The organism is Streptomyces sp. NPDC045022 (assembly GCF_056432605.1).
Map to the genome: position 1 here is coordinate 65,533 of NZ_JBWKIR010000011.1, position 22,990 is coordinate 88,522.

The following is a 22,990-nucleotide window of genomic DNA, read 5'->3' on the forward strand; positions in this document are numbered from 1 at the left end:
GCTGCCCCTTCATGTTGTACGCAGGGATCCACCATAGTGGCCGCGGCCTGGGATGACGTGCCGACTCCTTCGTATGGTGGTGTCGATTCCACAAGGGTGGGGTAAGAACACCCTTTTCGGTACCTGCGTTCCGCGACGGATGGGGGCCCCGGCGCCCTTCGGGCCGACCTGGGACCCGCTGGCTGCGGATCGACCGAAAGCCGTTGTCTACTGAGCGCCCGGGCCCCACCCGGGTCACACCTTTCCCCCAAGCTCTCGGCTTCGCTCGAGCAGGGAGGGACCCCCATCCGGCCGGAACGATCCACGTCGGCGCGGGCGCTGAGCCTGGCTCCCAGCGACGGTGCCCCGGTGCTGCACACCGTCCGCTGACCCAGCGGCGCTGCGACGAGTTGCGTGGAACTCTCCGGTCAGGCGTCCGGTGGTGGACCCGGCCGAACCTACCGGCCCCCGGCCGCCGACTGTCAACAGCCTCCTGACCTGGATGAACACAGCGTCCTCAGCGGTGAGCCGAAAGGATGCGCAGGTCGGGCGACGGGGCGGCCCGGCGCGATCGCCGCCGCGCCACCCCGGGAGATCACTCGCCCGGCCGTACGAACACCGTCCGCCCGCCCACGACGGTGCGCAGGCAGACCGGCAGGTCGTGGCCCGGGGTGAGATCGGGCAGGCCGGGGGTCCCGGAGCGCGGGTCGGTCGACCAGCGCGCCACCCGGTCGTCGGGGGCCTGGACGATCAGCTCGTCGGTGCGCCAGACCGCGTAGTCGGCGGGTGCACCGGGAACCAGGACCCCCGCGTCGTCCCGTCCGACGGCCCGCCAGCCGCCGCGCGTGTGCGCGGTGAAGGCGGCGCGGACGGAGACCCGGTGTTCGGGCGTGTGATGGAAGGCGGCGGCCCGGACCGTGCCCCAGGGGTCGAGCGGGGTGACCGGGCTGTCGGAGCCGAAGGCGAGCGGCACACCCGCCCGCAGCAGAGCCGCGAAGGGGTTGAGGCCGCGGGCCCGCTCGGCGCCCAGGCGCTGGGCGTACATGCCGTCCTCGCCGCCCCACAGGGCGTCGAAGGCGGGCTGGACGGAGGCGATCAGGCCCAGCTCGGCAAAGCCGGCGACGGTCTCCGGGGTGAGCATCTCGGCGTGCTCGACGCGGTGCCGGGCGGCGCGGACGCGGGCGAGGCCGGCCTTCTCGGCGGCGGCGCGGACCCCCTCGACGACGGCGGTCACGGCGGCGTCGCCGATGGCGTGGAAGCCGGCCTGCAGGCCCGCCTCGGTGCAGGCGACGACATGGGCGGCGACCGCGTCGGCGTCCAGGTAGGCGGTGCCGGTGTGGCCGGCGTCGGCGTACGGCTCGTGCAGGCAGGCGGTGTGCGAGCCGAGGGCGCCGTCGGCGAAGAGGTCGCCCGCGGCCCCCGCGGCACCGAGCTCGCGCGCCTTCCCGACGTTCTGCTCGGCCCAGTAGCCGACCACGCGGGGGCCGGGGATCTCGGCCGCGAGCTTCAGCAGACCGGTGAAGTCCTCTTCGGAGGAGATCTGCGGGCCGCCGCACTCGTGCACCGAGCCGATACCGAGAGAGGCCGCGTGCGCGAGGGCGGTGCGCTGGGCCTCGGCGCGCTGGGCGGGGGTGATGGCGGCGAGGGCGGCCTCACGCACGATGTGGTGGGCGTCCCGGGTGAGCGGGGCGTCCTCGCGCGGCACGTCCCCGGGGAGCAGGTCGAGCAGGGCGGTGGTGACGACCGCCGAGTGCACGTCGATGCGGGAGAGGTACAGCGGACGGCCACCGGTGGCCTCGTCCAGTTCGGCCCTCGTGGGCGGGCGGCCGCCGGGCCAGCGGGCGGCGTCCCAGCCGTGGCCGAGCAGGACCCGGTCGCCGGGGCGGGCCGCGGCGAACTCGCGGACCAGGGCGAGGGCCGCCTCCAGGGACGGGGCGCCGGACAGGTCGAGGCCGGTCAGGGCCAGACCCGTGGCGGTGGTGTGCACATGGGCGTCGGTGAAAGCCGGGGTGACCAGGGCACCGTCGAGGTCGACCACCTCGTCCACCCCGTCGGCGAAGGCGTCGGCGGCACCCTCGGAGCCGACCCAGGCGACCTGGCCGCGCTCCACCACCATCGCGGTGGCGAAGGGGTCGGCGGGGCTGTGCACCTCCCCGCGACGCAGCAGGACGGTCTTGGGCTCGGCGGACTGCTCACTCATGGCGGACAGTCTCTCGCGTGCGCGGGGCACACCGGGCACCGGGGCGGCGCGTCCGGAGCCGCGGGACGGCCCGGGCTCAGATCTTCGGCGGGCGTGCCTCGTACGGCGTCGAGAGGGCCACCGTCGTCCGTGTGGAGACCCCGGCGAGGGAACGCACGCGGGCCAGCAGCTCCTCCAGTTCGTGCGGGGTGGCCACACGTACCTTGAGGATGTAGTTCTCGTCGCCGGCGACGCTGTGGCAGGCCTCGATCTCGGGGACGCCGGCGAGCCGGTCCGCGATGTCGTCGGGTGCGCTGGGGTCGAACGGTTTCACCGAGATGAACGCGGTGAGCGGCAGGCCCACGGCCTCGGGGTCGACCACCGCGGCGTAGCCGCGGATGACGCCACGCTGTTCGAGCCGGCGCACCCGCTGGTGCACGGCCGACGTGGACAGGCCCGTGGCCTTGCCCAGGTCTGTGTAGCTCATCCGCCCGTCCTTGACGAGCAGCTGCACGATCTGACGGTCCAGCTCCTCCATGGCGCCAAAACCTACAGGGCGCTTGATCTCCGCGGATAGCCGAGAGCGCAGGTCATAGCCGGTTCGATACAAAAAGCACCGAACCGGTCTCCCGGCGGGCACCCACGCAAGGCCATGTGATGAATACCACACACCTTGAACCGGGTCCGTGATGTTCTCGTGATTACCGCCGAGACCGGACGGGAAGTGCTTGCTGTGGTCGAGGCCGCAGCGCCTTCACGGCCCAGCCTTAGGGGGAGAAACCCATGCAGAGTGTCAAGCGCCCTGGTCGATCCGCGTCCAAGCGGCAGCAGCCGGTCGTAGAGCCCGAGCCGGAGGGCGTCGAACCCGACGCCCTCGACGAGGAACTGGACGCCTACGACACCTTCGAGATGTACCGGGTGATCTGCCCGGACTGCGCGCAGCCGATCGCGCTGCTGGCGGACGAGGAGGTCCTGCCGGAGCACGCGCTGTGCGCCTCGCCGTGGAACCCGTTCGGGCTCACGGTCTGTGCGGGCACGGGCCGTGCGGCGGCCGACGCCCGCCCCGCGGACGAGTCCTTCACGCCGCAGGAGCAGGACACCGCCCTGCTGCTGACGCTTCCCCAGGGTCTGGACTGGCGGACGCAGCCCTTCTCGCACGTCGGCGGCCCGGGCTCGCGCCCGGTGCGCGTACCGTCGCCGCGCCGCCAGGCCGCCTGAGCCGCTTCGGAGCAGGCCCGGCTCCACCCCGGCAGCCGCCCTGCACCATGGCGCGCAGACCGTCATGGTGCAGGTTCGGTGTGTCCGGATCCGCGAGGCCGCGACCTCCCCGAAGTACGCCTGCCGGCAGGGGACGAAGCGGCGGCCGTGGAGGAGGCCGGACGGGGAACCGGACGCCGTCCGGGAACGCACGCACGATTCGGCCGAGGGGTAACCTGTCCGGCCCGCGCCGCGTTCTCCCGGCATGACCCCCTTGTACTCGGCCACCGGGCGTCAGCGCCGCATCTTCGTCCCCCGCCCCGCAGAATCGCTTCCGCCGCCGCCCGCACCGCAGGATCCGCCCATCTACCGCGACCTGATGCGCGTCTGGGCGGACCGGGGCCGCACGCTGCCGGGCCGCCACGACCCGGAGTGGGTCAGGCTGGCGGCCCCGACCGTCCGCGCGGGCCAGTTCAGCGACCTTCGGGTCCCGCCACATGACGGGCGATGACCATCCGCTGGATCTGGTTGGTGCCCTCGACGATCTGCAGGACCTTGGCCTCGCGCATGTAGCGCTCGGCCGGGAAGTCGGCGGTGTAGCCGTAGCCCCCGAGTATCTGCACGGCGTCCGTCGTGACCTTCATGGCCGTGTCGGTGCAGTGCAGCTTGGCCATGGCCGCCTGCTTCGCGAACGGCCTGCCGGCGTCGCGCAGCCGGGCCGCCGCGAGGTACAACGCGCGGCCGGCCTCGATCTGGGTCGCCATGTCGGCGATCATGAACCGCAGCCCCTGGAAGTCGGCGATGGGCCGGCCGAACTGCCGGCGCTGGGTGGCGTAGGCGACCGCCTGGTCCAGCGCGGCCTGGGCGAGGCCGACGGCGCAGGCCGCGATGCCGAGCCGTCCTGAGTCGAGGGCGGACAGGGCGATGGCGAAGCCCTGGCCCTCCTCGCCGATGCGCCGGTCAGCGGGGACCCTTACGCCGTCCAGGTGGACCTGGGCGGTGGGCGAGCCCTTCATGCCCATCTTCTTCTCGGGCGCCGCACCACTGAGGCCCGGCGCGTCGCCCGGCACCAGGAAGGCGGTGATCCCACGCGGGCCGTCCTCGCCGGTGCGGGCCATCACGGTGTAGAAGTCGGCGATGCCGCCGTGCGTGATCCAGGCCTTGGTGCCGGTGATCACCCACTCGTCACCGTCCCGGACGGCCTTGGTGCGCAGGGAGGCCGCGTCCGAACCCGAGGAGGGCTCGGAGAGGCAGTACGCCCCGAGCAGGCCGCCGCCGAGCATCGCGGGCAGGTGCTCGACCTGCTGCTGCTTGGTGCCGTGGGCGGCGAGCGCGTAGGAGGCGAGCGTGTGCACGCTGACGCCGAGGCCCACGGTGAGCCGTGCCGCGGCCAGCTCCTCCAGGACCTGCAGGTACACCTCGTAGGGCTGGTCGCCGCCGCCGTACTCCGAGTCGTACGGCAGGCCGAGCAGGCCGGCTTCGGAGAGCAGGGTGAAGACCTCGCGCGGGAAGCGTCCCGCGTCCTCCTCCTCGGCGGCCTTCGGCGCGATCTCGCGCTGGGCGATCTCCCGGGCGAGCGCGAGCAGATCCCGCGCCTCCTCCGTCGGCAGCTGACGCTCCACCGGCTGCGGGTCGCGGTCGGGCATGGCGTCGGTCTCCTCCCTGTTCGGGCACCGGCGGACCGGCCCGTGGGTGGGGGCGGCTCCGCCTGATCGTTCCGGTCGGCCGTAGGGGCCGGCTCCCGGGTCTCGGAAGCTGCTGACCAGCGGCTGTGCGCTGTGAGTATGCCCGATCGAGGGCCTTCCGTCACCAGTTAACGACCGCTTACTTCAGGAATCCGGTCCGCCCTCCTTCAGCCTCCGGAATTGGTCCGAACCATTGACCTACTGGTCTAGTCCTCCTACTCTGCATGACCAACGCTTTACCGCGTTCATGCCAATCGGCGCGCGTTCCCCTCTCCCCCACGAGGAGCCCACCCGATGCACACTCCCCGCCGCTCCCGCGCCTGGTGCCGGGCGCTCGTCTCCGCCGCGTGTTCCGCCGTCCTCGGTGCCGGGCTGCTGGCCGGCGCGGGCACCGCGACCGCGACCACGGCCGCTCCCGCCGCCGAGCGGGTCCAGGCCGGTTCCAAGGTCGTCGGCTACTTCACCGAATGGGGCACCTACGACCGCAAGTACTACGTCAAGAACGTCGAGACCTCGGGCTCGGCGGCCAGGCTGACCCACATCAACTACGCCTTCGGCAACGTCACCGGCGGCAAGTGCGCGATGGGCGACTCCTACGCGGCCACCGACCGCGCCTACACGGCCGCCGAGTCGGTCGACGGCGTCGCCGACACCTGGGACCAGCCGCTGCGCGGCAACTTCAACCAGTTGCTGAAGCTGAAGAAGAAGCACCCGGGCCTGAAGGTCCTGTGGTCCTTCGGCGGCTGGACCTGGTCCAGTGGCTTCGGGGAGGCCGCGAAGAACCCGGCGGCCTTCGCCCAGTCCTGCTACGACCTGGTGAAGAACTCCAAGTGGGCGGGCGTCTTCGACGGCATCGACATCGACTGGGAGTATCCGAACGCCTGCGGCAACACCTGTGACACCAGCGGACGGGAGGCCTTCAGGAACCTCATGGGCGCCCTGCGCTCGAAGTTCGGCTCCGGCAACCTGGTCACGGCCGCGATCACCGCGGACGCCACCGGCGGCGGCAAGATCGACGCGGCGGACTACGCGGGCGCCGCCCAGTACGTCGACTGGTACAACCCGATGACGTACGACTACTTCGGCGCCTGGGACGCCGCGGGCCCGACCGCCCCGCACTCCCCGCTGAACTCCTACTCGGGCATCCCCAAGGCGAACTACCACACCTCGGCGACCGTCGCGAAGCTCAAGGGCCTCGGCATCCCGGCCTCGAAGCTGCTGCTGGGAATCGGCTTCTACGGGCGCGGCTGGACCGGTGTCACGCAGGCGGCTCCCGGCGGCACGGCGACCGGGCCGGCGGCGGGCACCTACGAGCAGGGCATCGACGACTACAAGGTGCTCAAGACCAAGTGCCCGGTGACCGGGACGGTGGGCGGCACGGCCTACGCCAAGTGCGGGAACGACTGGTGGAGTTACGACACCCCGGCGACCGTCGCCACGAAGATGACGTACAAGAACCAGCAGGGTCTGGGCGGCACCTTCTTCTGGGAGCTGAGCGGCGACACCGCGAGCGGTGAGCTGATCAAGGCCATCAACTGACCCCACCACGGGCACCACGGGCTACTCGGGAGCGGAGGGCCACGGGCCCTTCGCTCCCTTGTGCGTGTCAGTCGCCGCGGCGGGCCGGGGGCGGGGCCGGGTAGCCCGGGTCCAGCTCCTCGATGGCGCGCAGGGCTCCGCCGAGCGTCTTCACCAGCAACTCGCACAGGGTGTCGCGGGACAGCTCGGGGCGGGCGATCCAGTCCAGGGTGGCGCCCTCGACGCTGCACACCCAGGAGAGCAGGCCCATGCGGGCGAGCGGGGCGATGTCGCCGCGGCCGTAGGCACCTTCGGCGATGGTGGCGATGATCGCCGCGCGTACGCCGTCCCGGATGGCGTGCACCTCGGTGTCGAAGCCGACTCCGCCGCTGACGATGGTGCGGTAGGCGGCCTGGTGGTGCTCGGCGTAGCGCAGATAGCCGTCGATGGTGCGGTGGACGCGGTCCCGGGCGGCCAGCTCGAGGCCGTTTCCGGCGGAGGAGACCAGGTCGGCGACGGAGTCCTGGACGATCGCCAGGTAATAGCCGCGCTTGGACCGGAAGTAGTAGTAGATCAGCCCCTTGGCGACATGCGCCTGGCGGGCGATGTCGTCCATGGACAGCGCGTCGTAGGAGGTGTCGGCGAACAGCTTCCGCCCGATGGCGATGAGTTCGGCGCGACGCGCCACCGAGCGCTCGGTGCCGCGCGCCCGGAGCGGCGCGTCCCCTGCTCCAGCGGGGTCGAGAGCTGGGGGGCGGGCGGCGGCACGCTGCTGAGGCATATTCAATTTCGACCCTGGTCTGGGAGGTCGGTGGGACCTCCGCAGTATGTCAGAACATGCCTCGCGCGTGAGGTCGGATCAGAGCAGGCCGAGCTGGGTCACGAGCATCGCGGTCACCACGACGAGCACCCAGCCCATGACGTGCTCGAGGATGTTCGGGCCGTCTTCCTGGGGGCCGCCGGTGCGGACGCGGGTGGCGGTGGCCGGGTGTGCGGTCATGGTTTCTCACAGAGGTCGGACGTGTGGAGTGGAATTTCCCCACCGTTTGTCCACCTTGCCACCCGCGACGGCGTTTGCGGCGGAGACGTTGCTCACACAGGCCGGTTCAGCGCACGCCCACCGAGGCGAGCGCCTTGCACTGGCGCGGGCTCGGGTGGGCTGGGAAGTACAGGTAGCAGACCCCGCCGGTGCCGGAGACGACCTTGCCGGAGGCGTTGTACCGCTTGGTCCGCAGCCAGATGTTCTCGAACTCCCGGCGCAGATAGACCCGCCGTACCGCCTCGTCGTTCGGCGAGGCCGGGTCGTTCGCGATCACGTCGCCGTCCGCGGTGAAGCCGATGACCGTCATCAGATGGCCGGAGGTGCCGTACCCGGCGCCGGTCAACTCGGTCTTCAGGAAGGACTGGGACGTTATGGCCGGGATACCGGCCGCGACCAGCGTCTCCAGGTCGGTGAGGGAGGTGAGCCGGGTGACCACACCCTGGAGGCCCGGGTAGGTGGCCGCGTAGGCCGCATTGAAGGGCCAGTTGCCGCAGCCCTGGTACTGGTGGTCGTAGGTGAAGCGGGCGGCGTGGTCGACCTGCGGGTCGGCATAGCTGGGGTCCACCCAGGAAAGTTGCTCGGCTGTGAGCCGGCCGCCCCAGTACTCGATGATCATCTGCGAGGAGGTGGGGCTGCACCAGGCCTCGCCACCGTTGTCGTACTGCGGGTACTGGCCCTTGTGGATCTCCTGCGAGTAGCGCGGGACGGCCAGTTCCTGGGCGAGACCGGGAGTGGAGGCGGGGACGGTGAAGCGGTCCGGGATGTCGGAGCCCATCGCGCCGAGCCGCCAGACGGTCGGGGTGAGGTGCGTGCCGGGCTTGCGGTACAGGGTGAGGCGCAGGCGGTACGACGTCAGGCGCAGGCCGGTGCCCGCGTCGTCGATGGAGAAGGTGTCGGTCCAGATGGTGCTCTTGCCGTCGGTCTGGTCGTCCACCGAAGTCCGCTTGATGTCCTGGTCGCCGGCCGCCCAGCGGCCCATCACGTACCAGGGCGTGTCGGTGCCGTCGGAGTACGTGCCCCGCAGCTCCACCTGGAGCCAGGTGCCATCGGGGGTGTGCGCGTTCCAGGAGGCGATGACCTCGGTGGCGGGGACGGTGAGCCGGTGGACCGGGGAGGTCCAGGTGGCGTACTCCCAGGTGGCGGTGGTGCCGGTGTGCGGGTCGGTGTAGTCGCTGCGGCCGGCGGGCGCGCCGATCACGAGGCCGGGGCGGTGACCGGAGACGGCCCGGGTGCCCTGGGCGGTGCCGGAACGCCACTCACGGTGGGTGGTCCAGGCGTGGTAGTCGATCGGGCGGTCCGGCGCCTGGGCCGGGGCGCCGGTGCGGGCGGCGGTTCCCGGCGCTGCGGCGGCGGTGGGGGCCGCCGTGGCGGTCACCGCCGCGGCGACGGCGACGGCCAGGACGGTTCTGCGGGACGGCTGTTCGGCTCTGCTCATGGGCGCGAATACCCCCAGGTGTCCGAGTCGGGGCTGATCCGGTGCACGGTTGTGCGCCAACTATGGATCAGGCGGCATACCCCTGCCAGCACTTCCGCGCATGCCGCGCCATGAATATTGGTCTTGGCCAATGAAAGGGGTTTCCGCGGGGTGCGCCAAGGCCCCGGCGCGGGGGGCGTGCGCCGGGGCCGGGGGGACGAGCGTGTCGCCGGGCGGGTCAGATGAGGTCCATCGCGGCGACCTCGTCGGGCCGGCCGTAGCTGACCGGGCCCTGGAAGCGGCGGCGGGCGGTGGCGAACCACCACACCGTGGCCACGAGCAGGACGGCGGCGAGCGCGATCGGCGCGTAGTTGAAGGAGTCGACGGTGATCGGCGAGGCCTGCGGCAGCATGAACAGGACGCTGCTGAGCAGGATCCAGACCACCGCGAGCCAGCCGACCGGCCGGCCCCAGCGGCCCAGGTGCCAGGGCCCGGGCTGGAACGCGTCACCGAGCCGGAGCCGCAGGAAGATCGGTACGGCGTAGGCGAGGAAGAGCCCGACGACGTTGACGCTGACGATGGCCGTGAACGCCGTGTGCGACCACCAGCCGGGGACGACGAGGGCCAGCGAGCAGCCCACCGCGAGCCATACCGCCTTCACGGGGGTACGGGTGCGCAGCGAGACCGAGTGCCACAAGCGGGAGCCGGGCATGGCACCGTCCCGGGAGAAGGCGAAGATCTGCCGGGTGTTGCTGGTGAGGTTGGCCAGGCCGCAGAAGAGCATCGCCCCGATGACGATGAGGAGCATGACCTTGGCGGTGCCGAGTCCGAGGCCGTCGATGAGAATCTGGACGGGCGGCGTCCCCGCTCCGGCCACCTTGGCGTAGTCGCCAATGCTGTAGACCAGTGCCAGCATCAGGATCAGGCCGGTGATCGCCGAATAGCCGATGGCGCGAGTGATCCCCTTCGGGGCGTTGAGTGTGGCGCCGACCGTTTCCTCGGACATGTGGAAGCTGCCGTCGAACCCGGTGAAGGTCCAACTGGTGACCAGCAGGCCGAGCATGCCGCCGTAAAGTCCGCTCGTGAACCCGGTGTTGTTCTCGAAATGCGTCACGAAGGACGCCGGCTGATGATGATCGGGCATCACTATGAGTGCGCCCACGATCACGACGAGTCCGACCAACAGCCACCAGACGGAAATGCGGTTCAGTACGGCGACGAGCTGGACGGTGTAGGTGTTGGCGAGTCCCTGCAGCACGATGATCAGGGCCGTGATCAACACCGTCTGGTGCGCGGTCGGCTGGTAGGAGGGCCACTGCAGCTGCACGAACGCCTGGATGAAGGTGGCGGCCGCGTAGCCGGTGGCCGCGGTGCCGCCGATCTGGCCCACGAAATTGAGCCAGCCCGTGAACCAGGACCAGGCGCCCTTGTGCCGCTTGGCGAGTTTACCGGCCGAGAAATACAGGGCACCGCTCGTCGGATAGGCCGAGGCGACTTCCGCCATGGCCGCGCCGATGAGCAGCACCATGATGGAGACGCCGATCCAGCCGAATACGAGAACGCGAGGGCCGCCCGCACTCATACCGAATCCGAAGGACGAGAAAATACCCGAGAGGATATTGATGATGGTGAAGGAGATCGCGAAATTGTCGAACGCCTTGAACCGTCGGGTGAGTTTCCGCGGATAACCCATCGCGTGCAGGGTCGCGTCGTCGTCGAGCACGACCGCGTCTTCGCCCGCGCGTCTCTTCGCGCGCGGCGTCGATGTCCGTTCCGACACTGATCGGCCTTTCTCTCGATGGGAAAAGGGGGGACGAGCGGGTCAGACGGGTCCGGGGACGGGCAGTCCGCAGGCACGCCGGGCCCGGTTGAGCTGCTCGACGGGGTCGCCGAAGGCACTCCAGGGCATGCGCGAGGCGTACGGGCCCATCGCCGTGAACACCGCCCGGGCCTCGAACTCGCGCTGGGCCATGACCAGCGCGTGCGCGAGGTAGGCCAGGTCGAGCACCGGGGTGAAGCGGTAACCGGCCATCGCCGGAAGCCAGTTGTGGTAGATCGCCAGTGCGGTGGAGCGCCACTGGGGCTGCTCCCAGACCCGGTCGGCGAGCAACTGGGTCGGGTTGTAGCTCTCCACCAGGGCCACCAGGGGCAGCAGCCGGAGCGCGGAGTCGGCCGGCGCCCGCTGGCTGAGGAAGGCGGCCACGTCCCAGGCGGCGTTGACCGAGCCGCCGTAGCGCGTGAAGAAGCAGGACAGAAAGCGGTGGTGCGCCTCGCGGTGCCACGGGTCCAGGGACAGGACGTGCGCGAACAGCCGCCAGGGCCCCGGTGGGGCGGTGAGCAGCCCTTGCGGGGCCGGGTCGCGCAGCCGGTGCAACCGGGCCATGGCCAGCTTGGCGACCCAGGGAGTGGGGTCACCGGGAGCCAGGGCGGCGGCGCGGTCGCAGGCGGTCAGCGCTATCCGCTCCAGCGTCTCGGCGCGCTCGTCCCGCGCGTCGGCGGCCCGCAGCGCGCGCTGCACCGCGACCCGGGCCCACATCAGGGCCGCCTCGGGTGTCGGCTCCTCGTCCAGCCAGCGCTCCACCAGGTCGGTACCGGCCGCCTCGGAGGCGAGCACCAGCGAGCGGTGGGCGCGCAGGGCGAAGTCGGAACGCGTCTCGGCGAGCGCCTCGGACGCGTATCGATAACGTCCGGCGCGCACATCGACGCAAACGCTTGCCAAGACTCGGTCGTCGGCCGCCGGATGCCACACATAGTGCCCCTCGAATAACTCCGTGGCCATGTCCACCCGCCCGTCCCCGTTCGCCGCATCACAGTTGCGCACGAGGCACCTTACTCAGCGGCGGGCACACCCGGAACGCCGAATTCGACATATCGGTCAGGGGATTCGGAATGTTTATCGGCGCGATTGACTGGCTGCCGGCCAATGGTTCAAATCGTGACGTCTTCCGGCCCGACGGCAGGGGCGGAGTGCGGTCGGTCCGGTCACCACGGACCGGCACTAGACTGTTTCCGGATAACCCGCCACACCGCACCACACCTCGGGAATCACCATTCACGACCTCGCCGCCCGGCTGCGCGGGCTTCCCCCCTCCGTGGGGCCGGTCCGGCTGATCGGCGTCGACGGGCACGCCGGCTCCGGCAAATCCACCTTCGCCTGGCGGCTCGCCGCCGCGCTGGGCGGGGCGCCGGTGCTCCACCTCGACGACATCGCCAGCCACGAGCAGCTCTTCGCGTGGACCGGCCGGCTGATGGACCAGGTGATCGCGCCGCTGGCCCGTGGCGAGAGCGCGTACTACACCCCCTACGACTGGCGCGCTCGCACGTTCGGCGCGCCCCGCACGCTGCCGCCCGCGCCCGTGGTGCTGATCGAGGGCGTCGGCGCCGGCCGCCGTGCGCTGCGGCCGCATCTGGCGGGGCTGCTGTGGATGGAGCTGCCCCCGGAGGAGTCCTGGGGGCGGGGCCGGTCGCGGGACGGGGCGGAGCAAGGGGAGTTCTGGGACGGCTGGGTCGAGGCGGAGCGCACGCACTTCGCCGCCGACCCTTCGCGCCCCCATGCCGACCTGCTGGTGCTGCAGACACCGGAGGGGTACGAGGTACTTCCGGGGCCTGGGTCATCCCCTGGACCGGACCAGATCACTACCCAAAGTGAGGGGCCCACAGCGATGTGATGAAGCCGTGAAGAGCCTTGCGGGCGAACTTCTCCGAGTGCCTCAACGGCGCTTGACCCGGGGCCCGGACAGGACTTACGTTCTCAATGTGCGGCCATTCGGAGCCGCCCATCGACGCGAAGCCCCCGGTTGTTCCCCCGTGACCGGGGGCTTCGTTCTGCCCGCGGCCCGTTTCCTGGGCGCCCCCCGCACCGATCCGCTCACCCTGGGTCACGAAATCGTGTGCGCCCCATCTGCTTCCACCTCGTCAAACGGCCTGTGCGGCACCCTTCGGCAGGTGGTCCGGCCGCGGGTACGATGCCCTCGGTGCGACCTTCGAGCGGCTGCCTCGCGCACCGGTAACTCCGGTCCGCGGCACGGCGGTTCGACTGCGGCGGCCGTCGGGCGACCGCCCGGTGGTGAACCACGGGGCACGGTCTGTGGGGGGACGTGATGGACTTCGGCACGCAGGGCCCCGAGGCCCCGGCCGACCTGGCCTGGCTGCGAGGTGTGGACGCCTACACGATGGGCGCCTACCCGCAGGCCGAGGAGGAGTTCCGCACCGCGGTGCGGACGGACCCGGGCATGGCGGACGCCTGGCTCGGGCTGCACGCGCTGCGGGTCGACACGACGACCGCGCTGCTGAGGATGTTCCGGCACCGCGAGCGCTTCGGTGAACAGCGCGCCCGGCACCGCAGGGCCCTCAACTCCTGGTACTGGCTGGGCTGGTGGGTGCAGCCGGTGCTGGAGAGCCCGCGCGATCTGCTGCTGGCGCACGCCTCGCACTGGCTGGACGGCCGGCACGTGCCCGAGCTGGACCGGGCGCTCGCCGGTCTGCCCCCGGTCGACACCGATCCGCAGGTCCGCTTCCTGCACGCCTGCCGCGCCTACCTGGTCAAGGACTGGGACCAGCTCGTCCGGCACACCGATCCGCTGCTGGACGATCCCCTGCTCGGTATCGAGGCGGGCCTGTTCGGCGGCATGGCCCGGGTGCGGCTGGAGATGTACGGGCAGGCCGAGCCCCTTCTCTCGGCGGCACTGATGCGTTGCCGCAGCGAGCAGCCGCAGCGCAAGGAGCTGCGGTACTGGCTGGCCCGCGCCCACGAGGGCACCGGCCGCTCGGCCGCCGCGCTCCCGCTGTACCGGGCGGTGCACCGGGTCGACGCGGCCTTCATGGACACCTCGGCGCGGCTCGCCGCGATCGCCGAGGGCGACGGGTACGACGACGCGGCCGGCCTCGCCGCGATCACGCTGACCGGCATCGGGCAGGACACCGTGGACGGGCCGGACGGGTTCGATCCGCTCTTCGGCATGGAAGGCCGCGATCTGCGGCTGCCGGAACCGGATCTGCCGACCGGACCCCTGCCGTCGGTGAGCGACCCGGTGGTGCGCGTGAAGACAGGGGTGTCCTCGTCCCCGATCCCCGCCGGACCGACCGATCCGGCCCTGCTCGAGGAGGCGCTCGCCGAGCTGGAGCGCATGGTGGGGCTCGAGCCGGTCAAGCGCCAGGTCAAGGCGTTGTCCGCGCAGCTGAACATGGCCCGGCTGCGGACCGGGCAGGGGCTGCCGGTGCAGCCACCGAAACGGCACTTCGTCTTCTCCGGTCCGTCGGGGACCGGGAAGACCACGGTCGCGCGGATTCTCGGACGGGTGTTCTACGCACTGGGCCTGCTCGGTGGGGATCACCTGGTGGAGGCCCAGCGGGCCGATCTGGTCGGCGAGTACCTCGGGCAGACGGCCGTGAAGGCCAATGAGCTGATCGACTCCGCGATCGGCGGGGTGCTGTTCGTGGACGAGGCGTACTCGCTGTCCAACTCCGGATACGGCAAGGGGGACGCGTACGGCGACGAGGCGCTGCAGGTGCTGCTCAAGCGGGCCGAGGACAACCGGGACCACCTGGTGGTGATCCTGGCCGGCTATCCGGAGGGCATGGACCGGCTGCTGGCGGCGAATCCCGGGCTGTCCTCCCGCTTCACGACCCGTGTCGACTTCCCTTCCTACCGGCCGCAGGAGCTCACCGAGATCGGCAAGGTGCTGGCCTCTGAGAACGGGGACCTGTGGGACGAGGAGGCGTTGGAGGAGCTGCGGTCGATCGCCGGGCACGTGGTGGATCAGGGGTGGATCGACGAGCTGGGGAACGGGCGGTTCCTGCGGACGCTGTACGAGAAGAGCTGTGCGTACCGGGATCTGCGGTTGTCGACGTACGCCGGGGCGCTGTCACGGTCGGATCTGGCGACGCTGCGGTTGCCGGACCTGATGCAGGCGTACGGAGAGGTGCTGTCGGGACGGGGGCCGCAGGATCCGTCGGCCCTGTAGGTGCGGCCGCGGTGCGACGCGGGTACGGCCGCCGCGGCTCCCAGGGGCGCGGGGGACCGCGCGACCAGTCCCCGCGCGCCCGCGGGCGACGACGGTCTAGGAGGCCAGTACCTCCTCCGGCTCCCCACTCGACCTCGGTTCCGTCAGCTTCACGTCGGCCGTTTCCCGGTGCGCCGGATCCCGCACCTCGCCCACCAGGAGCTCCAGTGCGTCCTCCAGGGCGACCAGGCCCAGCACCCGGCCGCTCGCGTCCGCCACCTGGGCCAGGTGGGTGGCCGCTCGGCGCATCACCGTGAGCGCGTCGTCCAGCGGCAGCTCGGCGCGCAGGGTGGTCATGGGGCGCCAGACGTGCTGAGGAACCGCGCGGTCGGACTCCTCCAGGTCGAGGACGTCCTTCACGTGGACGTACCCCATGAAGGGCCCCTTCTCCGCCGCCGCGACCGGGAAGCGGGAGTAGCCCGTGCGGGCGGTCAGATCCACGATCTCGCCCGGTGTGACCGACGGGGTCACCGTCACCAGTGACTCCCGGCGCAGCAGGACGTCCGTCACCGGACGGGAGCCCAGCTCCAGGGCGTCCTCCAGCCGCTCCTGCTCCTCGGGGTCGAGCAGACCCGCCTGGCCCGAGTCCTCCAGCAGGCGGTTCAGCTGCTCGCTGGTGACGACGGCCTCGACCTCGTCCTTGGGCTCGACGCGGAAGAGCCGGAGGATGCCCTGGGCGCAGGCGCCGAGGGACACGGTGATCGGTCTGCACAGCCGGGCGAACCAGACCAGGCCCGGGCTGAGCCAGAGTGCCGCCTTCTCGGGCGCCGCCATGGCGAGGTTCTTCGGCACCATCTCGCCGATGACCAGGTGGAAGAAGACCACCGCGGCGAGGGCGATGACATAGCCGAGGGGATGGATCACGCCGTCCGGGAGATGGATCCCCTCGAACACCGGTTCAAGGAGCTGTGCCACCGTCGGTTCGGCGACCGCGCCGAGGGTCAGGGAGCAGACGGTGATGCCGAACTGGGCGGCGGCCATCATCTGGGGGAGCCGTTCGAGGCCGTACAGCACCTGGCGTGCCCGGGCCGTGCCGAGCGGTTCGATCTGGCTGCGGCGGACGGAGACGAGCGCGAACTCGGCGCCGACGAAGAAGCCGTTGGCGAGCACGAGCAGCGCGGCGAAGACCAGTTGGAGGACGCTCATCGGGCCGCCTCCATGACGTTCACCGCGGGGACCGTCCGAACCAGGCGGACCCGTTCGGCGCGGTAGTGGCCGACCTGCCGGACCGAGAGCCGCCAGCCGGCAGTTCGGCCCGGTCGCCGGGGGCGGGGATACGGCCGAGCAGGTCGGCGACCAGGCCGGCGACGGTCTCGTACGGCCCCTCCGGCACGTCGAGGCCTATGCGCTGGAGGATGTCGACGCGGCAGCTGCCGTCGACATCCCAGGCCGGCCTGCCGTCCTCGGGCGGGGCGGCCGCCAGCTCGGGCACGTCCTTGGCATCGTGCTCGTCACGGACCTCGCCGACCAGTTCCTCGACGATGTCCTCGAGGGTCACCACGCCGGCCGTGCCGCCGTACTCGTCGACGACGACGGCGATCGGCTGCTCGCTGCGCAGCCGGGCGAGAAGCGGCTGGACGGGCAGGGTCTCGGGGACGAGGAGTGCCCTGCGGGCGATACGGGCGACCGGCGTGCGCAGCCGGTCGTGCACCGGGACCGCCAGCGCGTCCTTGAGGTGGGCCATGCCGACGATCTCGTCGATCTTCTCCCGGTAGACGGGGAAGCGGGACAGGCCGGTGGCCCGGGTGAGGTTGACGATGTCCTCGGCGGTGGCCGTGTCCTGCAGTGCGCTGACCCTCACCCGAGGGGTCATGACGTGCTGCGCGGTCAGCTCGCCCAGGGACAGGGTGCGGACGAAGAGGTCGGCCGTGTCCTGCTCCAGGGCACCGGCCCGCGCTGAGTGCCGGGCCAAGGACACCAGTTCGCCCGGGGTGCGGGCGGAGGCCAGTTCCTCGGTGGGTTCCACGCCGAGCGCGCGGACCAGCCGGTTGGCGACCGTGTTGAGCGCGGCGATCACCGGCCGGAACAGACGGGCGAAGCGGTGCTGGGGGCCCGCGACGAACCGCGCGACCTGCAGGGGCTTGGACACCGCCCAGTTCTTGGGGACGAGTTCGCCGATCACCATCTGGATCGCGGAGGCCAGCAGCATGCCGACGACCACGGCGACACCGGACACGGCGCCCTCGGGGATGCCGAGCGCGGCGAACGGGCCGTGCAGCAGCTCGGCCAGGGCCGGTTCGGCGAGCATGCCGACGACCAGGGAGGTAATGGTGATGCCGAGCTGGGTGCCGGAGAGCTGGAAGGACAGCTCCTTCAGCGACTCCACGACCGTACGGGCGCGTTTGTCGCCGTCGGCGGCGGCCTTCTCGGCCTCCGGACGCTCGACCGTCACCAGGCCGAACTCGGCCGCCACGAAGAAGCCGTTGGCCAGAATGAGCAGGAACGCCGCTCCGAGGAGCAGCAGGGGGATGGTCACGATGCCACCGCCTCCCCGTTGTGTCGGGTCGGGGCGGCGCAGGTACTACAGGACGATCCGTCCATCGCTGGAGGGAGTCACTCCTCGGGTAGCAGGAACCCCTGTGCACCGGGTGGCACGCAGGGGTGGAGGCGCAGCGAAAAGGCCTCCACCACCAGATTAATCAAGACACGGGCCGCACGGGCAGGGTGGGCACCCCCGAGTCAGCCCTGATCTTGTGCCTTCCGGGCGGCAGAGCGGGCTTCGGCGAGCGCCCGCAGGGCCTGTGCGTCGGCGATGGCGCGCTGCCTGGCGATGCCCGGCTGGATGCCGAGGGCGGGCAGGCTGGTGCCGTCGCTGAGGTTGAGGAACACCCAGGGATCGCCCGGACGGAGGTTCACCTGGACGATCTCCGCCCAGTCCAGGCGCCGCTTGCTCGCGATGTTGACGACGGTGACGCCGGACTCGTCGGCCACGACCTTCACACGGGCCAGCTGGGCCAGCACCCAGAAGATGAGCACTCCCGTGACGACGAAGGTCAGCCGCTCCCCCGGGCCGAGCCGCAGCAGCATCGCGATCCCGGAGATCACCAGGAGGATCACGACACCGGCGGAGAGCAGGATGGCCCGGGTGTGGCCCGGACGGAAGGTGACGGGGAGCGTGGGGACGTCGGACATCTCGGTGCGGACCCCCTTACAGGCGGCAGGCGTGGATGGCCGTGGTCAGGATGGCGCGGGCGCCGATGGAGTAGAGGTCGTCCATGATCCGCTGCGCCTCCTTGGCGGGGACCATGGCGCGGACCGCGACCCAGCCCTCGTTGTGCAGCGGCGAGACGGTCGGCGACTCCAGGCCGGGCGTAAGGGCGACGGCCTTCTCCAGCTGCTCGACCCGGCAGTCGTAGTCCATCATCACGTAGGTCCGCGCGACCAGGACGCCCTGGAGGCGGCGCAGGAACTGCTGGACCTTGGGTTCCTCGGCGTCGGCACCCCTGCGGCGGACGACGATCGCCTCGGACTTCATGATCGGCTCGCCGAACACCTCCAGGCCCGCGTTGCGCAGGCTGGTGCCGGTCTCGACGACGTCCGCGATGACCTCGGCGACGCCCAGCTCGATCGCGGTCTCCACGGCACCGTCGAGGTGGACGACGGAGGCGTCGACGCCGCTGTCGGCGAGGTGCCCCGCGACGATCCCCTCGTACGAGGTGGCGACCGTCCTGCCCTTCAGGTCCTCGATGCCGTTGGCGGTGCCCGGCTTGGCGGCGAAGCGGAAGGTGGAGCGGGCGAAGCCCAGCGGCAGGATCTCCTCGGCGTCGGCGCCGGAGTCGATCAGCAGGTCACGGCCGGTGATGCCGATGTCGAGGCGGCCGGAGGAGACGTAGATCGCGATGTCGCGGGGGCGGAGGTAGAAGAACTCGACCTCGTTCTCCGGGTCGACGATCCGCAGCTCCTTGGACTCGCGGCGCTGCTGGTAGCCGGCCTCATGCAACATCTCCGCCGCAGGGCCGGACAGTGAACCCTTGTTGGGGACGGCGATGCGCAGCATGAGGTCGGCTTCCTTCGCGTGGAGAGGGTGAATGTGAGCTGGTGGGATTTACAGGTGGGCGTAGACGTCGTCCAGGGAGATCCCGCGGGCGACCATCATCACCTGGACGTGGTACAGCAGCTGCGAGATCTCCTCGGCGGCCGCTTCCCTGCCCTCGTACTCGGCGGCCATCCAGACCTCGGCGGCCTCTTCGACGACCTTCTTGCCGATGGCATGGACCCCCTTGCCGACCAGCTCTGCGGTACGGGAGGTGGCGGGATCGCCGTGGGCGGCCTTGTGCTGCAGCTCGGTGAAGAGCTGCTCGAACGTCTTCTTGGACATGGTGGTCCCACCCTACGCGGTTCGGGCGGTGCCTCAGTGCCAGGGTTCAGATACTGAGCGGAGTGTGGTCGCCGTCGCCACCGCGGCCGTGACCGCCTCGTGCCCCTTGTCCTCGTTGGAGCCCTCGATACCGGCCCGGTCCAGGGCCTGCTCCTCGGTGTCGCAGGTGAGCACGCCGAAGCCGACGGGGACGCCGGTCTCGACGGAGACCTGGGTGAGGCCCGCGGTCACGCCCTGGCACACGTAGTCGAAGTGGGGCGTACCGCCGCGGATGACGACGCCGAGGGCGACCACCGCGTCGTAGCCGCGACCGGCCAGCACCTTGGCGGCGACCGGCAGTTCGAAGCTGCCGGGGACCCGGATCAGGGTCGGCTCGTCGATCCCCAGGTCGTGCAGGGCGCGCAGCGCGCCGTTCACCAGACCGTCCATCACCTTCTCGTGCCACTGTGCCGCGATGACGGCGACCCTGAGGTCGCTCGCGTTGCGTACGGACAGTTCCGGTGCACCCTTGCCGCTCACGTCTCTCCTAAGTGCTACTTGCTTACTGGTTGCCACAGGTGGCCGCCGACGCGGCCGCGGAGGACGCCACGGCGGGCGTCTCCAGCCAGGGCAGGTCGTGCCCCATCCGGTCCCGCTTGGCGCGCAGGTACCGGAGGTTGTGCTCACCGGCCTGGACCGGCATCGGCACGCGGCCGGTGTTCTGCAGGCCGTGACGCAGCAGCGCGTCGGTCTTGTCGGGATTGTTGGTCATGAGCCGCACGCTGCGGACGCCGAGGTCGGCGAGGATGCGGGCCCCGGCGCCGTAGTCGCGGGCGTCGGCGGGCAGACCGAGTTCGAGGTTGGCGTCGAGGGTGTCGCGGCCCTGCTCCTGCAGCTCGTAGGCGCGCAGTTTGGACAGCAGGCCGATACCGCGCCCCTCGTGTCCGCGCAGGTAGACGACGACGCCCCGGCCTTCCTCCTGGATGCGCTTCAGCGCGGTGTCCAGCTGGGGCCCGCAGTCGCAGCGCAGGGATCCGAAGACATCGCCGGTGAGGCATTCGGAGTGGACTCGGACCAGGACGTCCGCGCCGTCGCCGATCTCGCCGTGGACGAGGGCGACGTGCTCGACGCCGTCGACGGTGGACCGGTAGCCGTAGGCGGTGAAGGTGCCGTGGGCGGTGGGGAGGCGGGTCTCGGCCTCGCGGCGGACGGTGGGCTCGCTGCCGCGGCGATAGGCGATCAGGTCCTCGATGGAGATGATCGTCAGGCCGTGCTTGCGGGCGAACGGGACCAGCTCGGGCAGCCGGAGCATGCGGCCGTCCTCGCCCGCGATCTCCACGATGGCGCCGGCCGGGCGGAGGCCCGCGAGCCGGGCCAGGTCGACGGCGGCCTCGGTGTGGCCGTTGCGGACCAGGACGCCGCCGGGCTTGGCGCGCAGCGGGAAGATGTGGCCGGGGCGCACGAAGTCGGTGTGCTCGGCCACGCCGCCGGCCAGGAGCTGGAGCGTGGTGGCGCGGTCGGCGGCCGAGATGCCGGTGCTCACGCCGTGAGCGGCCGAGGCGTCCACCGAGACGGTGAACGCGGTTTTCATCGACTCGGTGTTGTCGTCGACCATCTGCGGCAGCCGGAGCCGGTCCAGCTCCTCGCCCTCCATGGGAGCGCAGATCAGGCCCCGGCACTCGCTCATCATGAACGCGACGATCTCGGGGGTCGCCTTCTCGGCGGCGATGACGAGGTCGCCCTCGTTCTCCCGGTCCTCATCGTCGACGACCACGACCGGGCGGCCGGCGGCGATGTCGGCGATGGCCTGCTCAACGGGGTCGAGCCCGAAGTTCTCGATGTCGTCCGTGTCGTACAGCGGCGGTGCCGATGTCATGCCGGCGCTCCTTCCAGGACGGGCTGCGGGCCCCTGCGGGAGCGCAGCCACCAGTCGCGCATGCCCCACAGGACGAGTGCGCCGTAGATGACGTAGACGAAACCGGAGAAGGCATAGCCGTTGGCGAAGTTGAGGGGCACGCCGACGAGGTCGACGAGCAGCCAGGCGAACCAGAACTCGACCATGCCCTTGGCCTGGGCGTACATGGCGACGATGGTGCCGACGAAGATGTAGGCGTCGGGCCAGGGGTCCCAGGAGAGGGTCGGGTAGGCCTTGAAGAGCAGGGCCACCGCGACCGTGCCGGCGGCGGCCGCGCCGAGCATCGCCGCGCGCTCGCGCCAGGTGGCGAAGCGGGGAACGATGTGGCCGTCCGCGGAGCGGTCCTTGTCGCGCTGCCACTGCCACCAGCCGTACAGCGCGACGGCCATGACGACGGCCTGCTTGCCGGCGCTGCCGGTCAGGTGGCCGTAGAAGGCGGCGAAGAGGACGAGGCCGGACAGGAACTGCACGGGCCAGGTCCACAGGGAGCGGCGCCAGCCGAGGGCGAGGGTGATCAGGCCCAGGATGTTGCCGGCCATGTCCGACCAGATGATGTGCTGGCCGAAGAGGGTGAACGCCTCGGAGTTCAGCCAGTTCACCGGCCGGCCCCCTGACCGGCCGCGAGCAGCCGCTCCACGTACTTGGCGATGACGTCGACCTCGAGGTTGACCGGGTCGCCGGGCTGCTTGTGGCCGAGCGTGGTCAGGGCGAGGGTGGTCGGGATGAGGCTGACGGTGAAGTGGTCCGGGCCGGCCTCGACGACGGTGAGGCTGATGCCGTCGACCGTGATGGAGCCCTTCTCCACGACGTAGCGGGCGAGGTCCGCGGGGAGCGAGATCCTGACGATCTCCCAGTTCTCGGACGGCTTGCGCTCCAGCACCTGTCCGGTGCCGTCGACGTGACCCTGCACGATGTGCCCGCCGAGGCGCGCGCCCACGGCGGTGGGGCGCTCCAGGTTGACGCGGGAGCCGACGGCGAGCGCGCCCAGGCTGGAGCGGTTCAGCGTCTCGGCCATGACGTCGGCGGTGAACTCGTCGCCCTCGTGGTCGACCACGGTGAGACAGACCCCGTTCACGGCGATGGAGTCGCCGTGCTGCGCACCCTCGGTCACGACGGGGCCGCGGAGCCGGAAGCGGGAGGCGTCGCCGAGATTCTCGACGGCGGTGACCTCACCCAGCTCTTCGACGATTCCGGTGAACACTTCCCGGGTCCTCCTGCCTCTTCGGGCACGGACTCCGGGGCCTGTCGATGACGACAGAATGTACGGGTGAGCACACCGAGGACGACGCCGAGAGGGATCTGTCCGCGTACGGACGAGTCCAGACTCGGCGGCGCGCATAGGTGTATGCCCGCCCGCCGCGCACTGCCTCCCATCCGGACTTTAACCGTCGGTCCAGGAATTTCACCTGGTCAACCGGCCGCTGGAAGCGACCGGGTCGCGGACTGTAACCGCCGGTTCGGACTTTCACCGACCCCGGAGTGCGCTGCTTCTGGTACAGGGCCAGTGTGCCACGCCCTGCGCTCGCCCCGACAGGGGAAGGGTGTGGGCTCGCTCACACTGCGTGTCGCTGGGCTCGCGCCTCGAAGCGGCGCCCGTCAACTGCCTTCCTCGGGACGAGCGTTGACCTTGGTCCGGACCCATTGACCATGCTGGTCTAGTCCTTTTAGGGTGCGGGCGGGCCCGGCGGCGGTGACGACGGCCCTTGCCCGCCGCCGGGCCTCCAGGGGGCTGTGCCCCACGTCGCCGACCCTCTGACAGGGT

Annotated in this window: 20 protein-coding genes, 1 pseudogene and 1 riboswitch; of the genes and pseudogenes, 4 read left to right on the forward strand and 17 right to left on the reverse strand. The window is 71.0% G+C overall.

The window, feature by feature from the left end:
* Positions 1 to 574 precede the first annotated feature (574 nt).
* On the reverse strand, positions 575 to 2,179 hold the full coding sequence (locus AC07C1_RS20850) for an amidohydrolase (RefSeq protein ID WP_478940979.1): 1,605 nt from the start codon (positions 2,177 to 2,179) through the stop codon (positions 575 to 577).
* Between the two features lie 76 nt (positions 2,180 to 2,255).
* A complete protein-coding gene (locus AC07C1_RS20855) occupies positions 2,256 to 2,696 on the reverse strand; it encodes an Lrp/AsnC family transcriptional regulator (protein WP_478940981.1) in 441 nt (146 codons plus the stop codon).
* Between the two features lie 245 nt (positions 2,697 to 2,941).
* Here AC07C1_RS20855 and AC07C1_RS20860 point away from each other — a divergent pair, with 245 nt between their 5' ends.
* Entirely contained in the window at positions 2,942 to 3,376 is a 435-nt protein-coding gene (locus tag AC07C1_RS20860) for a hypothetical protein (protein ID WP_478940982.1), read from the forward strand.
* 452 nt (positions 3,377 to 3,828) lie between these two features.
* Here AC07C1_RS20860 and AC07C1_RS20865 read toward each other — a convergent pair whose 3' ends face one another.
* Entirely contained in the window at positions 3,829 to 5,001 is a 1,173-nt protein-coding gene (locus AC07C1_RS20865; protein WP_478940984.1) for an acyl-CoA dehydrogenase, read from the reverse strand.
* Between the two features lie 333 nt (positions 5,002 to 5,334).
* Here AC07C1_RS20865 and AC07C1_RS20870 point away from each other — a divergent pair, with 333 nt between their 5' ends.
* Positions 5,335 to 6,579, forward strand: coding sequence for a glycoside hydrolase family 18 protein (locus AC07C1_RS20870; protein ID WP_478940986.1), 1,245 nt, complete (start codon positions 5,335 to 5,337; stop codon positions 6,577 to 6,579).
* Positions 6,580 to 6,646: 67 nt separating this feature from the next.
* Here the strand turns inward: AC07C1_RS20870 and AC07C1_RS20875 are convergent, their stop codons facing one another.
* The 5 genes from AC07C1_RS20875 to AC07C1_RS20895 all read right to left on the reverse strand — a co-directional run bounded on the left by AC07C1_RS20875 (position 6,647) and on the right by AC07C1_RS20895 (position 11,793).
* Positions 6,647 to 7,345, reverse strand: coding sequence for a TetR/AcrR family transcriptional regulator (locus tag AC07C1_RS20875; protein WP_478940988.1), 699 nt, complete (start codon positions 7,343 to 7,345; stop codon positions 6,647 to 6,649).
* 72 nt (positions 7,346 to 7,417) lie between these two features.
* Entirely contained in the window at positions 7,418 to 7,558 is a 141-nt protein-coding gene (locus AC07C1_RS20880; RefSeq protein ID WP_478940989.1) for an SCO1431 family membrane protein, read from the reverse strand.
* A 106-nt stretch (positions 7,559 to 7,664) separates the two neighbouring features.
* Positions 7,665 to 9,035: a peptidase C39 family protein gene (locus tag AC07C1_RS20885; RefSeq protein WP_478940991.1), complete on the reverse strand. Its 1,371-nt coding sequence runs from the start codon at positions 9,033 to 9,035 to the stop codon at positions 7,665 to 7,667.
* Between the two features lie 217 nt (positions 9,036 to 9,252).
* The gene (locus tag AC07C1_RS20890; RefSeq protein WP_478940993.1) at positions 9,253 to 10,794 is read right to left on the reverse strand and encodes an amino acid permease; all 1,542 of its coding nucleotides are present in this window, start codon (positions 10,792 to 10,794) and stop codon (positions 9,253 to 9,255) included.
* 42 nt (positions 10,795 to 10,836) lie between these two features.
* Positions 10,837 to 11,793 (reverse strand): hypothetical protein, encoded by a 957-nt coding sequence (locus tag AC07C1_RS20895; RefSeq protein WP_478941311.1) that lies wholly within the window; start codon positions 11,791 to 11,793, stop codon positions 10,837 to 10,839.
* A gap of 271 nt (positions 11,794 to 12,064) precedes the next feature.
* Here AC07C1_RS20895 and AC07C1_RS20900 point away from each other — a divergent pair, with 271 nt between their 5' ends.
* Both AC07C1_RS20900 and AC07C1_RS20905 read left to right on the forward strand, forming a co-directional pair.
* The gene (locus AC07C1_RS20900; RefSeq protein ID WP_478941313.1) at positions 12,065 to 12,682 is read left to right on the forward strand and encodes a uridine kinase family protein; all 618 of its coding nucleotides are present in this window, start codon (positions 12,065 to 12,067) and stop codon (positions 12,680 to 12,682) included.
* Positions 12,683 to 13,114: 432 nt separating this feature from the next.
* Positions 13,115 to 14,977 carry an AAA family ATPase gene (locus tag AC07C1_RS20905; protein ID WP_478940995.1) on the forward strand — a complete coding sequence of 621 codons (1,863 nt, stop codon included), beginning with the start codon at positions 13,115 to 13,117 and terminating at the stop codon, positions 14,975 to 14,977.
* Positions 14,978 to 15,073: 96 nt separating this feature from the next.
* Here AC07C1_RS20905 and AC07C1_RS20910 read toward each other — a convergent pair whose 3' ends face one another.
* From AC07C1_RS20910 to AC07C1_RS20950, 9 genes and pseudogenes are all read right to left on the reverse strand, one after another.
* Positions 15,074 to 16,162, reverse strand: a complete 1,089-nt coding sequence (locus AC07C1_RS20910) for a hemolysin family protein (RefSeq protein WP_478940997.1) — start codon at positions 16,160 to 16,162, stop codon at positions 15,074 to 15,076.
* Positions 16,159 to 17,492: pseudogene (locus tag AC07C1_RS20915) on the reverse strand (hemolysin family protein). Before AC07C1_RS20915 ends, AC07C1_RS20910 begins: the two are co-directional and overlap by 4 nt.
* Before the next feature lie 203 nt (positions 17,493 to 17,695).
* Complete coding sequence (locus AC07C1_RS20920; protein ID WP_478940999.1) at positions 17,696 to 18,148, reverse strand: PH domain-containing protein; 453 nt, start codon at positions 18,146 to 18,148, stop codon at positions 17,696 to 17,698.
* Between the two features lie 16 nt (positions 18,149 to 18,164).
* Positions 18,165 to 19,013 carry an ATP phosphoribosyltransferase gene (gene hisG, locus AC07C1_RS20925; protein ID WP_478941001.1) on the reverse strand — a complete coding sequence of 283 codons (849 nt, stop codon included), beginning with the start codon at positions 19,011 to 19,013 and terminating at the stop codon, positions 18,165 to 18,167.
* Positions 19,014 to 19,061: 48 nt separating this feature from the next.
* The gene (locus AC07C1_RS20930) at positions 19,062 to 19,334 is read right to left on the reverse strand and encodes a phosphoribosyl-ATP diphosphatase (protein ID WP_478941003.1); all 273 of its coding nucleotides are present in this window, start codon (positions 19,332 to 19,334) and stop codon (positions 19,062 to 19,064) included.
* 33 nt (positions 19,335 to 19,367) lie between these two features.
* Complete coding sequence (gene ribH / locus AC07C1_RS20935) at positions 19,368 to 19,853, reverse strand: 6,7-dimethyl-8-ribityllumazine synthase (protein WP_478941004.1); 486 nt, start codon at positions 19,851 to 19,853, stop codon at positions 19,368 to 19,370.
* A gap of 22 nt (positions 19,854 to 19,875) precedes the next feature.
* On the reverse strand, positions 19,876 to 21,189 hold the full coding sequence (locus AC07C1_RS20940; protein WP_478941006.1) for a bifunctional 3,4-dihydroxy-2-butanone-4-phosphate synthase/GTP cyclohydrolase II: 1,314 nt from the start codon (positions 21,187 to 21,189) through the stop codon (positions 19,876 to 19,878).
* Positions 21,186 to 21,827, reverse strand: coding sequence for a nicotinamide mononucleotide transporter family protein (locus tag AC07C1_RS20945; protein WP_478941007.1), 642 nt, complete (start codon positions 21,825 to 21,827; stop codon positions 21,186 to 21,188). The genes AC07C1_RS20940 and AC07C1_RS20945 overlap by 4 nt, the downstream gene beginning before the upstream one ends.
* Positions 21,824 to 22,429, reverse strand: a complete 606-nt coding sequence (locus AC07C1_RS20950) for a riboflavin synthase (RefSeq protein WP_478941009.1) — start codon at positions 22,427 to 22,429, stop codon at positions 21,824 to 21,826. The genes AC07C1_RS20945 and AC07C1_RS20950 overlap by 4 nt, the downstream gene beginning before the upstream one ends.
* Before the next feature lie 155 nt (positions 22,430 to 22,584).
* Positions 22,585 to 22,715, reverse strand: a riboswitch (FMN riboswitch).
* Positions 22,716 to 22,990: the final 275 nt, after the last annotated feature.

Excerpts from the sequence above, each read along its gene's own strand:
- AC07C1_RS20850 (WP_478940979.1), bottom strand. The coding sequence starts at position 2,179 with ATGAGTGAGCAGTCCGCCGAGCCCAAGACCGTCCTGCTGCGTCGCGGG.
- AC07C1_RS20855 (WP_478940981.1), bottom strand. The coding sequence starts at position 2,696 with ATGGAGGAGCTGGACCGTCAGATCGTGCAGCTGCTCGTCAAGGACGGG.
- AC07C1_RS20860 (WP_478940982.1), top strand. The coding sequence starts at position 2,942 with ATGCAGAGTGTCAAGCGCCCTGGTCGATCCGCGTCCAAGCGGCAGCAG.
- AC07C1_RS20865 (WP_478940984.1), bottom strand. The coding sequence starts at position 5,001 with ATGCCCGACCGCGACCCGCAGCCGGTGGAGCGTCAGCTGCCGACGGAG.
- AC07C1_RS20870 (WP_478940986.1), top strand. The coding sequence starts at position 5,335 with ATGCACACTCCCCGCCGCTCCCGCGCCTGGTGCCGGGCGCTCGTCTCC.
- AC07C1_RS20880 (WP_478940989.1), bottom strand. The coding sequence starts at position 7,558 with ATGACCGCACACCCGGCCACCGCCACCCGCGTCCGCACCGGCGGCCCC.
- AC07C1_RS20885 (WP_478940991.1), bottom strand. The coding sequence starts at position 9,035 with ATGAGCAGAGCCGAACAGCCGTCCCGCAGAACCGTCCTGGCCGTCGCC.
- AC07C1_RS20895 (WP_478941311.1), bottom strand. The coding sequence starts at position 11,793 with ATGGCCACGGAGTTATTCGAGGGGCACTATGTGTGGCATCCGGCGGCC.
- AC07C1_RS20905 (WP_478940995.1), top strand. The coding sequence starts at position 13,115 with ATGGACTTCGGCACGCAGGGCCCCGAGGCCCCGGCCGACCTGGCCTGG.
- AC07C1_RS20910 (WP_478940997.1), bottom strand. The coding sequence starts at position 16,162 with ATGAGCGTCCTCCAACTGGTCTTCGCCGCGCTGCTCGTGCTCGCCAAC.
- AC07C1_RS20920 (WP_478940999.1), bottom strand. The coding sequence starts at position 18,148 with ATGTCCGACGTCCCCACGCTCCCCGTCACCTTCCGTCCGGGCCACACC.
- hisG (WP_478941001.1), bottom strand. The coding sequence starts at position 19,013 with ATGCTGCGCATCGCCGTCCCCAACAAGGGTTCACTGTCCGGCCCTGCG.
- AC07C1_RS20930 (WP_478941003.1), bottom strand. The coding sequence starts at position 19,334 with ATGTCCAAGAAGACGTTCGAGCAGCTCTTCACCGAGCTGCAGCACAAG.
- AC07C1_RS20940 (WP_478941006.1), bottom strand. The coding sequence starts at position 21,189 with ATGACATCGGCACCGCCGCTGTACGACACGGACGACATCGAGAACTTC.